13 protein-coding genes are annotated in these 11,903 nt (G+C 69.7%); 9 read left to right on the top strand and 4 right to left on the bottom strand.

The features are described from left to right. Positions 1-528 (top strand): hypothetical protein (locus tag AC3WRI_RS21270; protein WP_492294029.1); only part of this gene is annotated, 528 nt, incomplete at its 5' end. Positions 529-549: 21 nt separating this feature from the next. Here AC3WRI_RS21270 and AC3WRI_RS21265 read toward each other — a convergent pair. Continuing rightward, positions 550-1,455 (bottom strand): LysR family transcriptional regulator, encoded by a 906-nt coding sequence (locus AC3WRI_RS21265; protein ID WP_010809379.1) that lies wholly within the window; start codon positions 1,453-1,455, stop codon positions 550-552. A gap of 208 nt (positions 1,456-1,663) precedes the next feature. On the opposite strand from AC3WRI_RS21265, the gene AC3WRI_RS21260 reads away from it, so the two are divergent. The 7 genes from AC3WRI_RS21260 (at position 1,664) to AC3WRI_RS21230 (ending at position 7,544) form a co-directional block, all read left to right on the top strand. Continuing rightward, positions 1,664-3,664 (top strand): FUSC family protein, encoded by a 2,001-nt coding sequence (locus AC3WRI_RS21260; protein WP_492294027.1) that lies wholly within the window; start codon positions 1,664-1,666, stop codon positions 3,662-3,664. A 26-nt stretch (positions 3,665-3,690) separates the two neighbouring features. After that, positions 3,691-3,909, top strand: coding sequence for a DUF1656 domain-containing protein (locus AC3WRI_RS21255; protein ID WP_010809381.1), 219 nt, complete (start codon positions 3,691-3,693; stop codon positions 3,907-3,909). Continuing rightward, entirely contained in the window at positions 3,906-4,814 is a 909-nt protein-coding gene (locus tag AC3WRI_RS21250; protein WP_492294025.1) for an efflux RND transporter periplasmic adaptor subunit, read from the top strand. Before AC3WRI_RS21255 ends, AC3WRI_RS21250 begins: the two co-directional genes overlap by 4 nt. Further along, positions 4,811-6,274, top strand: a complete 1,464-nt coding sequence (locus AC3WRI_RS21245) for an efflux transporter outer membrane subunit (RefSeq protein WP_492294023.1) — start codon at positions 4,811-4,813, stop codon at positions 6,272-6,274. The genes AC3WRI_RS21250 and AC3WRI_RS21245 overlap by 4 nt, the downstream gene beginning before the upstream one ends. A 181-nt stretch (positions 6,275-6,455) precedes the next feature. Then, positions 6,456-6,809, top strand: a complete 354-nt coding sequence (locus AC3WRI_RS21240; protein ID WP_492294021.1) for a hypothetical protein — start codon at positions 6,456-6,458, stop codon at positions 6,807-6,809. A gap of 88 nt (positions 6,810-6,897) precedes the next feature. After that, positions 6,898-7,104: a hypothetical protein gene (locus AC3WRI_RS21235; protein ID WP_011617114.1), complete on the top strand. Its 207-nt coding sequence runs from the start codon at positions 6,898-6,900 to the stop codon at positions 7,102-7,104. A 104-nt stretch (positions 7,105-7,208) separates the two neighbouring features. Continuing rightward, positions 7,209-7,544, top strand: a complete 336-nt coding sequence (locus AC3WRI_RS21230) for a cupin domain-containing protein (RefSeq protein WP_010809386.1) — start codon at positions 7,209-7,211, stop codon at positions 7,542-7,544. 11 nt (positions 7,545-7,555) lie between these two features. Here the strand turns inward: AC3WRI_RS21230 and AC3WRI_RS21225 are convergent, their stop codons facing one another. Next, positions 7,556-8,440 carry a LysR family transcriptional regulator gene (locus tag AC3WRI_RS21225; protein WP_492294019.1) on the bottom strand — a complete coding sequence of 295 codons (885 nt, stop codon included), beginning with the start codon at positions 8,438-8,440 and terminating at the stop codon, positions 7,556-7,558. Positions 8,441-8,561: 121 nt separating this feature from the next. Here AC3WRI_RS21225 and AC3WRI_RS21220 point away from each other — a divergent pair, with 121 nt between their 5' ends. After that, complete coding sequence (locus AC3WRI_RS21220; RefSeq protein ID WP_010809388.1) at positions 8,562-8,993, top strand: VOC family protein; 432 nt, start codon at positions 8,562-8,564, stop codon at positions 8,991-8,993. 17 nt (positions 8,994-9,010) lie between these two features. Here the strand turns inward: AC3WRI_RS21220 and AC3WRI_RS21215 are convergent, their stop codons facing one another. Both AC3WRI_RS21215 and AC3WRI_RS21210 read right to left on the bottom strand, forming a co-directional pair. Then, positions 9,011-9,334 carry a thioredoxin family protein gene (locus AC3WRI_RS21215; protein ID WP_010809389.1) on the bottom strand — a complete coding sequence of 108 codons (324 nt, stop codon included), beginning with the start codon at positions 9,332-9,334 and terminating at the stop codon, positions 9,011-9,013. 124 nt (positions 9,335-9,458) lie between these two features. After that, positions 9,459-11,729, bottom strand: a complete 2,271-nt coding sequence (locus AC3WRI_RS21210; protein ID WP_492294017.1) for an ATP-dependent DNA helicase — start codon at positions 11,727-11,729, stop codon at positions 9,459-9,461. Positions 11,730-11,903 lie beyond the last annotated feature (174 nt).

Genomic DNA, 11,903 nt, shown 5'->3' with positions numbered 1-11,903 from the left:
GTCCCCGACCACCATCCTTTGCGCAATGCCGCTGTGTGCCTGGGCCTGTCCCTGCTGGCCGGGCCACTTGCCGTTTCCGCCACCGTGGCCGCCACGCCTGCGCCGTCCCCGCAACTGTCCGGGCTGGCCACGCTGCTGCTGGGCACGGTGCGCGGCAAGCCTACGGGCATGAACGGCGTGACCCGCCTGACCGCGGGCGATGTCGACCGTGAGCTGCGCATGGCCTGCCAGGAGCTGATGCGCGCCGGCCCGGTGGACCTGGACGACACCACCCGCTTCGACGGCTGCATGACGCGGCCGGGCAAGATCGTCGAGTTCCAGCTGAAGGTTTCGGGGGTGGATGCGGCGCGTGACGATACCCGCGAGTTCATGGCGACGGCCAAGCCTATCCTGGAGCGCGGCATCTGCCGCAACCCGGATGTGCCGGTGCTCGGCAAGCTGGGGGTCAGGCTGCGCTACCACTACGTGGCCGGGCAGAAATCGCTGGTCTTGCTCGATATCCTGCCGGACCAGTGCCTGAAGAAATGAGGCCGCCGCAAGCGCGCCGGTTCAAGATCCCGTTCCGCCCCCAAGCACCTCTTCGCAAACCGCCAGCCATGCCCGCGCCGCATGCGACAGGTAGCGTCCCGGCGACCAGATATGCGCCATGGTCCAGTCCATTGCCGGCGCGGTCAGCCGCGCCATGGCCAGTGTGTCCTGGCCCTGCAGGCGCTCAGCCAGCGGCTGCGGCAGGAAGGTAGTGCCCAGCCCCGCCGCCGCCATCGATGCCAGGAAATCCCAGTGCCCGCTGCGCGCCACCACGCGCGGCTCGATGCGTGCTTCCAGAAACGCCTGCCGCAGCATGCGCGTCAGCGAGAAGTCATCTGTCAGCATCACCAGCGGCTCATCGCGCAGAGCCGCCAGCGTGACGGTGCGCCCGCGCGCCCACGCGGCCTTGCGCGGCCCCACGGCCCAGATCGGGTAGCGGCCGAACTGGCGCGTTTCCAGCGCCAGGCCACTGTCGCCCGGCAGCACCGTGGCGCCGACCTCCAGCTCGCCGCTTGCGACCAGCTGCTCCACCACCTGGCCGCCGTGCTCGTCCAGCGTCAGCGACAGGTTGGGATAGCGCTGCCGGAACGCGCTGACCGCCGGTGAAAAGAACAGGTTGACCATCGGCGGGATCCCCACGGTCAGCTGCCCCCGGCCCAGCGAGGACAGGTCGGACACCTCCAGCGTGAGCCGGTGCACCACGCCCAGCGCCTCCTGCCCGCGCTCGTAGACCACGCGGCCCACGTCGGTCAGCCGCACGCTCTTGCCTTCACGGATTAGCAGCGGCTGGCCGACCTCGTCCTCAAGCTGCTTGACCATCTTGCTGATGGTCGACTGGGTGACGAACAGCGAGGCCGCGGCCTGGGTAAAGCTGCGCAGCCGGGCAGTCTCGACGAAATAGCGCAGCGCGCGGATATCGATGGGCATGGTGCTGAGGGACGGCGGGCCGCCGGCAGGCCGGTTTCGCCATCCATGAACAAAGGGAATGGAAAGGCCAATATTAAATCATGAATGGAATGCAAAAGGTTTGGCTACACTTCGCTTCCACACATCGCCCCCGCCCAACCGCGCCGCCAATGAAGCGTGGAGCGGCAGGCCGCGGCGTGCCCTCAACTCTTCTTGAAGACCCCGCTCCATGGCTAGCTGGCCGAATGCACGACAGTGGCTGTTCTCGCTGAAGGCATTCGCCGCCGCGATGCTGGCGCTCTATATCGCGCTGGCGCTGGGCCTGCCGCGGCCTTACTGGGCCATGGCGACGGTGTACTTCGTTTCCCATCCCCTGACCGGCGCCACCCGTTCCAAGGCGGCCTACCGCGTGGCCGGCACGATGCTGGGCGCCACCGCCGCGGTGGCCACGGTGCCGCAGCTGGTCAACATGCCGATCGTGCTGATGGGTGCGATCGCGCTGTGGATCACCGTGCTGGTGTACCTGTCGCTGCTGCAGCGCACGCCGCGCAGCTATGTGTACCTGCTGGCAGCCTACACCCTGCCGATCGTCGCGCTGCCGGCCGTCAGCGCGCCGGCGCAGATCTTCGATATTGCCGTGGCCCGGATCGAGGAAATCGTGATCGGCATCGTCTGCGCCGGGCTGGTGGGCTCGGTCGTCTTCCCGGCCAAGGTGGCGCCCGCGCTGCGGTCCCGCGCAGCCACCTGGCTGGCCGACGCGTCGGCCTGGGCATCGGACATACTCACCGGCAGCCCGCGCGCCGACGACAGCCGCCACCGGCTCGCTGCCGACATCCTGGCGCTGGACCAGCTGGTCAGCCAGCTGGCCTATGACACCGAGGGCAGCCACACGCTGCGCCATGCCCGCGCGCTGCGCCAGCGCATGACCATGCTGATGCCGCTGCTGTCGTCGCTGGAGAGCGTGCTGCACGCGCTGCGCGGCCATCCGGACGGCATCCCGTTGCCAGTGCGCGAGGCCATGGCGGCGGCGACCGCCTGGCTGGTGACCGATGCTGCCACGCCGCCTCCGGTCGCCGCGGGCGGCTGGCTTGCCGATGGCCGCGCGGGCGAGGTCGACTGGCAAGCCAGCCTCGCCGCCACGGCGGCGGACCAGCTGCAGCGCCTGGGCGCGTTGTACGCTGAATGCCGCGCCCTGCAGCAAGGCATAGGCGACCGCAGCGCCGGCGCGCCGCAGCTGCGCGGCAACGCGGCCCCGGAGGCTGCAGGCCATCACCACGACCACGGCATGCTGCTGTTCGGCGCCGTGTCGAGCGGCCTGGCCGTATTCTGCGCGGGGCTGCTGTGGATCTTCTCGGGCTGGGAGGGCGGCGCCGGCGCGGTCGCGGTGGCATCGATCGCCTGCTGCTTCCTTGCGGCCATCGACGAGCCGCGCCGCATGGCCGGTGCCTTCCTGCGCTGGAGCACGATCTGCCTGCTGGTGTCGTGCGGCTACCTGTTCCTGGTCGTGCCGCACGCGCACACCTTTGAAGCGCTGGCCGCGATGCTGGCGCTGCCCTATCTCGGCATTGGCCTGCTGATTGCGCGGCCCGGCTTCCAGTTGATTGCGATGCTGCTGTCGGTCAACACGGCCTCGTTCGCCAACGTGCAGACCGTGTTCGATGCGGATTTCCTCGGCACCTTCAATACCTGCCTGGCCAGCGCCGCAGCCATGCTGTTCGCGCCGCTGTGGTCGATGGCGGTACGCCCGTTCGGCGCGCGCGCGGCGGCGCACCGGCTGGTGCGCGCCAGCTGGCAGGACCTGGCCCAGGCCGCCACGCTGCGAGCGGCCGATGGGGATGCGCGGCTGGGCGCGCGCATGCTGGACCGGCTCGGCCAGTTGGTGCCGCGGCTGGGGGCTGCCGGCGATCCCTTGTCGTCCGACGGCTTCCACGCGCTGCAAGTCGGCTACTGCGCGCTGGCGCTGCAGAAGGCGCTGCCGGCCTTGCCGCCCGCGGCACGCAAGCCGGTGCGCCGCGTGCTGGCCGCGGTGGCAAGGCATTTCCGCGCGCGGCTGCGCGCGGGCCATGCCGTGCCGGCTCCGGCGGGGCTGGCCGCCTGGGTGGCCGATGCCATCGCCGGCGTGGCCGCGTTGCCCGCAGGTGGCCGCCCTGACCACCGCGGCACGCTCGGCGCGCTGGTGGTGCTGCAGGTCACGCTGCTGCCTGGCCCTGCGGCTGCCCTGTCCCGCTGACCTCCCCAACTCTCCTCTGCCGCCGAATGCTCAGTGAAATCGACCTCTATGGCGTGTTCGTGCCAGGCGTGCTGGTGCTGATGGTGCTGGCCTTCGCCGCCACTACCGCGATCCGCATGGTGCTGGCCGCGCTGGGCTGGTACCGGCATATCTGGCACCGCTCGATGTTCAACCTTTCCCTCTATGTGATCGTCCTTGGCGCCGTGGCCGCAGTCTTTGTCGCGGTGCCGGGACTGCCGTCATGACCTTCCGACTCCGCCCCCTGCTTCCCTTGCTGCCAACGCTGCTGGCAGCCATCGCCGCCCTGCTGGTGCTGCGCCACCTGTGGGACTACTACACGGCCGCGCCATGGACCCGCGACGGCCATGTGCGTGCCGACATCATCCAGGTGGCGCCCGATGTGTCCGGGCTGGTCACACGCGTACTGGCGCGCGACAACCAGCATGTGCAGCAAGGCGAAGTCCTGTTCGAGATCGACCGCGACCGCTACGCGCTGGCCCTGCAGCAGGCGCTGGCCGCGGTAGCGACGCAGCGCGCCGCGCTGGCGCAGGCGCGGCGCGAAGCCGCGCGCAACCGCAATCTCGACGGCCTGGTTGCCGCCGAAGTCGCGGAACAGGGGCGTGCCCGCGTAGAGCAAGGCGAAGCCGCGCTGGCGCTGGCCGAAGCCGCGGTGCGGCTGGCCCGGCTTAACCTGGAGCGCACCAGCGTGCGCAGCCCGGTGGCGGGCTACCTCAACGACCGGCTGCCGCGCCTGGGCGACTATGTCTCGACCGGCCGCCCGGTGCTGTCGATGGTCGATGCCGGGTCCTTCCACGTGGAAGGCTATTTCGAGGAAACCAGGCTGCACCGGATCCGCATCGGCAGCCCGGTCGACGTGCATATCATGGGCGAGCCCCGGCACCTGCGCGGGCACGTGCAGAGCATCGCAGCCGGCATCGAGGACCGCGACCGCAGCGCGGGCTCGAACCTGCTGCCCAACGTCAACCCGACCTTCAACTGGGTGCGGCTGGCACAGCGCGTGCCGGTGCGCATCGTGCTGGAGGACGTGCCCGCGGATGTGCGCCTGGTTTCCGGCCGCACCGCGACTGTGGCCGTTCGCGAAGCCAGGCGCGTCGATGACGCCGGCCGCCGCACGGGGCCCCGGTCGTGAAGCGGCGCCATCCCTGGCTGGCGTGCGCCGCGGCCTGCCTGTGCGCCTGCACCACCGTGGGCCCGGACTATCGTGTGCCGGATCATGCGGCAGTGCGCGCGGCCGCCGCCAACGGCCCGCTTCAGGGTGCCAAAGCGCCCGGCGTGGCCATCGCGCCCGTGCCCGACGACTGGTGGCGGCTCTATGACAACGCGCGGCTCGACCGCCTGGTCGAACAGGCGCTGGCCGCCAACACCGACATCCGCGCCGCCAGCGCCAACCTGCGCCGCGCGGTGGCCCTCCTGCACGAGGTGGAGTCCGAGAACCTGCCGCAGGGCGGCGCCAGCGCCAGCGTTTCGCGCGCGCAGCTGTCGGGCGAAAGCTTCCTGCAGACCACCAAGCCACCGGTATTCAACCTGGGCGACTTCGGTTTCGGCGTGTCCTACCTGATCGATTTCTTCGGCAAGCTGGCCCGCGCCGACGAGGCCGCGCTGGCCGGCGCCGAAGCCAGCGCGGCCACGCTCGACATGGTGCGCGTCACCGTGGCGGCGCAGACGGTGCGCGCCTACGTGCAGGGCTGCGCCGCCACGCATGAACTGGCCGCCGCCACGCAGCAGCTCGCGGTACAGCAACGCACGCTGGACGCCACCGGCCGCCTGGTCGACGCCGGCCGCGGCGAACCCGCCGACGTGGCGCGCGAGCGTGCCCGCACCGAAGCGCTGCACTCTGCCTTGCCAACGCTGGAAGCCGCGCGTAGCGCCGCACGCCACCGGCTGGCGCTGCTGCTGGGCAAGCCGCCTGCGGCACTGCCAGAGGCCGAGGTGGACTGCCATGCCGAACCCACGCTGCGTGTGCCGCTGCCAGTGGGTGACGGCGCAGCGCTGCTCAGGCGCCGGCCCGATATCCGCCAGGCGGAACGCGAACTGGCCGCGGCCACCGCTCGCATCGGCGTGGCCACGGCGGACCTGTATCCATCGATCAGCATCGGCGCCAGCGCCGGGCTGACCGGCGTGCTGAGCCACCTTCGCAGCGGCCCGACGGCGCGCTGGAGCGTGGGGCCGCTGCTGAGCTGGTCGCTGCCGACCAACGGCGTGCGCCATCGCATCCACAGGCATGAAGCCGCGGCCGACGCCGCCCTGGCGCGCTTTGATGGCGCGGTGCTGCGCGCATTGCAGGAAACCGAAACGGCGTTGTCGGCCTACACGCGCGAACTGGAACGGCACGACGCCCTGCACGCGGCGCGCGAACAGGCCGCAGAAGCTGCGCGGCTGCAGCGCCGCCTGCAGCAGGCGGGGCGCATCCCGTACCTGGCGCACCTGGACGCCGAGCGCACGCTGGCCGATGCGGAGGCCGCACTGGCTGCGTCCGAAGGCCATGTCGCCGCGCGCCAGGTCGACCTGTTCCTCGCGCTTGGCGGGGGCTGGCAGGCCGGCGGCAAGGTGGCCGCCATCAATGCGACTGGCAATGAAAAAAACGACTGATCTTTCGACGTTTAAATCATCACAGGAATGCATCGACCTGACTAAACTTCGTCCCGTGCCGCGCGCTTCCCACGCGACGGCACCGCCCAAAAGGCGAACCCGGACGGCGCGGGTGGCAGATCCGCCATCCCCGCGCGGCCCTTCGCGGGCCATGCCGTCCACCCACCCAAAAACAGCAGACATGCATAAAAACGCTCTCAAAGCCCTTCTTGCCACGACCCTCTCGATTGCAGCACTCGGTGCCGCCGCACTGGCCAGCCCTGCCATGGCGCAAGGCCTGAACGACCGCGGCGTCGCCGCCGACCGCAACGGCTACAACCTGCACAACGGCAAGCGCAACCCGTTTACCGACGGTGCGCACGTCAATGGCAAGCGCGACCCCTTCACCGATGGCGCGCGCGTCAACGACCGGCGCGACCCGTTCACCGACGGCGCCAACCGCGCTGCCGCCGGCATGGAAGTGGCAGGCATGGACCGCCGCGGCGTGTCGGCACCGCCGGCGCATGGCGGCTCACGCGTATCGGCTGCCGCCTGACCGGCGCCTGCCCGCGCCACGGCAGCCGCCGTGGCGTGTCGACGGGGCGCAAGGCCCCGTCTCTTTTCCCATACCTCCCTGAACCCTCATGAAAACCATCCTGTTCGCGCTGCTCGGCCTTGGCGCCCTGGCCGCGTCTTTTCCCGCGGCCGCCGGCCCTGACTGGGCTCTGATCGAGCGCGGCCGCGCCGCTGCCAGGACCGCAGCCGAGCGCACCGCACAAGCCCGCAATGCCACGCCTTGCGCACAAGTGGAAGCCGCCGCGTCGGCGACTTCGCCGGTTACATCACGCTGAGTGCTTCTGAGATGCGCGCTCGGGTGCTAGATTGAGAAGGCGTGCCGCCGCCAGGCGCCGGCCGTGCCTGACAAGCCACCCCACCAGAGAGCGAGGAGCCGCGCATGTCCCTTCCCCACCTTGAATCCGGACAGATCGCCAGCGTGCTGCCACTGGGCGCACGGCTGGACCAGACCGCCACCCAGGCCCTGTTCAAGGAAGGCCCGCTGGAAGTGATGCGGCTGGTGCTGAAGGCGGGCAAGCATGTGCCGCCCCATGCGGTAGATGGCCCGATGACTGTGCAATGCCTGGAGGGCGAGGTGCGTGTGCGGGTGGACGGCGCCGAGCGCCAGTTGCACCAGGGCGACCTGCTCTATCTGGGGCCGAGCGTGCGCTACGACGTGACCGCCATCTCCGATGCCTCGGTGCTGGTCACGTTGGTCCTGCCCGGCAGCCGCTGAGTATCGCGCCTTTACACCACGGCAGGCTGCCAGCGCGCGCTGGCAGTCACAAAGGCATCGATCAGCGCCGCCACCGGCGCGCGGCGCAGTGCCGATTCGCGCACCAGCACGCCCACGTCGCGATAGAGCGGCCCGCCCGGCAATGGCGCCTGCACCACGCCCGCGGACTGCTGCAACGGCACCAGTCCGGACGGGATGATGGCGCAACCCAGGCCAGCTGCCACCATCAGCAGGATCACGGCCGGCTCATCCAGCTCCATCCCTTCCCTGACCCATAGCCGCTGCCGCTTCAGGTAGCCGTCCACCAGCTGCCCGCCGGTGCTGTGGCGGTTGTAGCGAATGAACGGAAGCGTCTCCAGCAACGCGCGCAGGTCTGCAGGCGCACCGGCGGGCCCGATGCCGACAAAGCCCTCGCGCACCAGCGGCACCCACTTGAGGTCCGGCGGAAAGCCCAGCCGCGGCCGGATCAGCACGGCGATGTCCAGCTCGCGCGCATCCACCTGCGTCAGCAGCTGGGTGGACATGCCCGGCACCACGTTGACGTGCGAGTCGGGAAACCGCCCCCGGAAATGCCGCATCGCATCGGCCAGCAAGGTGGCCTGGACCGTCGACACCGCGCCCAGCTCCACCGGCGCGGCGTCGGCATGCGGGCCGGCGCGGTCCTTCATCGCGGCATAGAGCTCGACAAAGCGCCGCGCTTCCGGCACCAGCCGGCGCCCGGCTTCGCTGAGCGCGACCGACTTGCCGGTGCGATCGAAGAGTACGCAGTCCAGGTCCTCTTCCAGCCGCCGGATCTGCGTGCTGACGGCCGACTGCGTCAGCGCCAGCCGCGCCGCGGCGGCGGAGAACGAGCCGGTTTCGGCGGCCACCAGGAAGGTCTGGAAGTAGCGGATCATCTATTGAAAATTCTGATACTCAGGCCAAAAATGATTCGCTTCATATTACGGGTTGTGCTGGCTACAATCAACGCGCAGGCCAACGCCTGCCCGCATAACGACCCCGACAAAGGCCTCCCGCATGAGCGCGACTTCCTCTATTCCCCTGTTCCACCTGGCTTTCCCCGTGCGCGACCTGGCCGAGGCAAGGCGCTTCTATGGCGACTTGCTTGGTTGCCCCGAAGGGCGCAGTTCCGAGGCCTGGGTGGACTTCAATTTCTATGGCCACCAGGTGGTGGCGCACCTGTCGCCCGAGGAGTGTGGTCACCGCGCCACCAGCGCCGTCGATGGCGACGACGTGCCGGTGCGGCACTTCGGCGCGATCCTGCCGATGGCCGAATGGGAGGCCCTGGCCGAGCGGCTGCGCGCGGCGGGCACACAGTTCGTGATCGAGCCGCATGTGCGCTTCAAGGGCCAGGTGGGCGAACAGGCCACCATGTTCTTCCTGGACCCGTCGGGCAATGCGCTGGAGTTCAAGGCCTTTGGCGACCTGAGCCAGGTGTTCGCCAAATAAGGCAGCGCGCGGCCGGGCTAGGCAATGCGGCGCATGGCCTCGCGGATCGGCTCCGACTCGGTCGGGCGCACCAGCCGCGCCACTTCCTGCCCGTCGCGCAGGAACACCAGCGTCGGCCACAGCTTGATGTGAAACGACCGGCCAAGCCGGCGCCCGCTGCCGTCCTCGATCTTGAGATGGCGCAATGCCGGATGCACGGCAAAGGCCTCAGCCAGCGCCGGCTGGGCGCGCTGGCAGTAGCCGCACCACGGCGCGCCGAATTCCAGCACGGTGGCGCCCGGCAGCGCATCCACTTCCGTGCGGGTCGGCTCGGTGGCCGCGTATTGCTGGGTCATGGGCATGGATCTGATCCTTTCGCGATAGCTGGCTGATGGTATCCGCATGCCTGCCAGATTCGTTCCAGCGGCGACTTCGGGCAGGCACCGCGCAAAGAGGATGCCCCAGACTGGCCCGGCTGTGTAATTTCTAGGCCGCCGTTGCGATTTCCCACCATGCCGGCAGCAGTTCGCGCACCTCGGCCGCGGCAAAGCGGTCGTCGATCAGGTAGACCACGCCCTGGTCCTGCTGCGTGCGGATGACCCGGCCTGCCGCCTGCACCACCTTGCGCAGCCCGGGATACAGGTAGGCATAGGCATAGCCCTGCCCGAACGCCTGCTGCATGCGCGCACGGAACTGCTCGTTGACCGAGTTGAACTGGGGCAGCCCCAGGGTGGCAACGAAGGCGCCGATCAGGCGCTCGCCGGGCAGGTCAACGCCTTCGGCAAAGGCGCCGCCGAGCACCGCAAAGCCGATGCCCTCGCCGCCTTCCGCAAACGTACCCAGGAACGCCGCCTGCGCGGCTTCGTCCATGCCCCGCGACTGCACCCAATGCGGAATGTCGGGGTGAGACTGGGCGAAGCGGGCCACGGCTTGCTGCAAGTACTCGTGGCTGCTGAAGAACGCCAGGTAGTTGCCGCGCCGTGCGCGGAACTGGCCGGCCATCAGCGCGACGATGGCCGGCAGCGATTGTTCGCGCCGCGCATAGCGGGTGGAGATGCGCGCTGCAATCCGCACCGACAGTTGCTCGGCGCGGAACGGCGATGGCACTTGCACCCGCGCGCAATCGGCCGGCAAACCCAGCGTATCGAGGTAGTAGGCGGCGGGATCGAGGGTCGCGGAGAACAGCGTGACCGAATGCGCGGCGCCAAAGCGCGGGCGCAGGAACGGGGCCGGGATGACATTGCGCAGGCACAGCCGCGCACGGTGGCCGCGGCCGCTGCGCGGCACGCGCTGGATATCGAACAGCGAATGCGCGTCGAGCTGCTCGGCCAGGCGTCCAAAATGCAGCGCATCGAAATAGAAGCGCTGCAGCGCCGGATCCTGCGCGCCTGGGTGCTCGGTCATATGCGTCAATGCCGCCGCACAGCATTCGTCCAGTGCGCGGCGGAAGACGGCGGGCACTTCGGGCAGGACTTCATAGGCATCGTCGCTCTGGCGTGCCAGCGCGCCCCATTGCCGGGCCAGCCGTGTCAATGGCTTGCGTACGACGGCGGGCGCACCGCGGCGCACCTCGCGCAGCGATTGGGGGTCGAGTTCCGCGGTGTACATGGCGCGGCCGCGTTCGACCAAGTTGTGGGCCTCGTCGACCAGCACGCTGGCGCGCCAGCCATTGGCCGCGGTCAGCGCATACAGCAACGCGCTGCGGTCGAAGTAGTAGTTGTAGTCGGCCACCACCACGTCGCTCCAGCGCACCAGCTCCTGCGACAAGTAGTAAGGGCAGATTCCGTGTGCCAGCGCCAGCGTGCGCACCGCGGCGCGGTCGCGCACCGGCACGCCGCGCGCCGCTTCGCGTGCTGCCGGCAGACGGTCATAGAAGCCGCGCGCCAGCGGGCAGGACTCGCCGTGGCAGGCCAGCTCCGGATGCTCGCAAGCCTTGTCGCGGGCCACCAGCTCCAGCACATGCAGCGGCCGCGCGCCGTGGCCGCGCAACGCATTGGCGGCGTGCAGCGCCACCCCGCGCCCGGTGGAGCGGGCCGACAGGAAGTAGACCTTGTCGATGCCCTGCCCCGGCATGGCCTTGAGCACCGGGAACAATGTGCCGACCGACTTGCCGATGCCGGTGGGCGCCTGCGCCAGCAGGTGGCGGCCCGCGCGGTTGGCGTTATAGACCGCCTGCGCCAGTTCGCGCTGGCCCGGGCGGAAACCCTGGTGCGGAAAGGCCAGCTGCGCCAGCGCGCCATCGCGTGCCTGCCGGTGGGCCAGTTCCGCCTGCGCCCAGTGCAGGAACTGCTCGCAGGTCTGCACGAAGAAGGCTTCAAGCGCCTGCGCAGTGAAGTGCTCCGCAACCGGGTGCTCGCGCTGGCTGATGATGTCGAAATAGACCACCGCGATCTCCAGCCCCGGCAGCCCCAGCTTGCGGCATAACAGGCAGCCGTAGACCTTGGCCTGCGCCCAGTGCAGGTGGCGGTGGTTGTCCGGCACCGCGGCATCGCCGCGCACGGTCTTGATTTCTTCGAGCCGGTTGGCGACGGGATCGTAGCCGTCGGCACGGCCGCGCACACGCAAGGGCCCGAAATCGGCGGCAAGCGCCACTTCGGCCTGGTAGGCCTCCCCGCGCCGGCTGGTTACTACCGCATGCCCGGCCACGCCCTCCTGCGCCGATGGCGTCGGCACGAAGCGCAGGTCCAGGTCGCCCGCCTTGGCGGTGAATTCGCACAGCGCGCGCACGGCCACCACGTAGGCCGGTGCGGCTGCCATGGCAGGCGGGGCTGGAATGGGTGGCGGGACGGCGGACACAGGAAACGGGGCGCGGCAGCAACTGTATGAATATACAGTATCACGCAAGAGCCTTATCGCATGACTGCAACTCCGGCATAAGGAAAGAGCAAAACGTTATTTCCATGTGCCCCACCCGCCGCTCTATATTGTCCG

This window comes from Cupriavidus sp. FW305-27, assembly GCF_058787995.1.
This window is presented reverse-complemented; position numbering and strand designations above follow the sequence as displayed.

Excerpts from the sequence above, each read along its gene's own strand:
- AC3WRI_RS21265 (WP_010809379.1), bottom strand. The coding sequence starts at position 1,455 with ATGCCCATCGATATCCGCGCGCTGCGCTATTTCGTCGAGACTGCCCGG.
- AC3WRI_RS21260 (WP_492294027.1), top strand. The coding sequence starts at position 1,664 with ATGGCTAGCTGGCCGAATGCACGACAGTGGCTGTTCTCGCTGAAGGCA.
- AC3WRI_RS21255 (WP_010809381.1), top strand. The coding sequence starts at position 3,691 with ATGCTCAGTGAAATCGACCTCTATGGCGTGTTCGTGCCAGGCGTGCTG.
- AC3WRI_RS21250 (WP_492294025.1), top strand. The coding sequence starts at position 3,906 with ATGACCTTCCGACTCCGCCCCCTGCTTCCCTTGCTGCCAACGCTGCTG.
- AC3WRI_RS21240 (WP_492294021.1), top strand. The coding sequence starts at position 6,456 with ATGCATAAAAACGCTCTCAAAGCCCTTCTTGCCACGACCCTCTCGATT.
- AC3WRI_RS21235 (WP_011617114.1), top strand. The coding sequence starts at position 6,898 with ATGAAAACCATCCTGTTCGCGCTGCTCGGCCTTGGCGCCCTGGCCGCG.
- AC3WRI_RS21230 (WP_010809386.1), top strand. The coding sequence starts at position 7,209 with ATGTCCCTTCCCCACCTTGAATCCGGACAGATCGCCAGCGTGCTGCCA.
- AC3WRI_RS21225 (WP_492294019.1), bottom strand. The coding sequence starts at position 8,440 with ATGATCCGCTACTTCCAGACCTTCCTGGTGGCCGCCGAAACCGGCTCG.
- AC3WRI_RS21220 (WP_010809388.1), top strand. The coding sequence starts at position 8,562 with ATGAGCGCGACTTCCTCTATTCCCCTGTTCCACCTGGCTTTCCCCGTG.
- AC3WRI_RS21215 (WP_010809389.1), bottom strand. The coding sequence starts at position 9,334 with ATGCCCATGACCCAGCAATACGCGGCCACCGAGCCGACCCGCACGGAA.
- AC3WRI_RS21210 (WP_492294017.1), bottom strand. The coding sequence starts at position 11,729 with ATGGCAGCCGCACCGGCCTACGTGGTGGCCGTGCGCGCGCTGTGCGAA.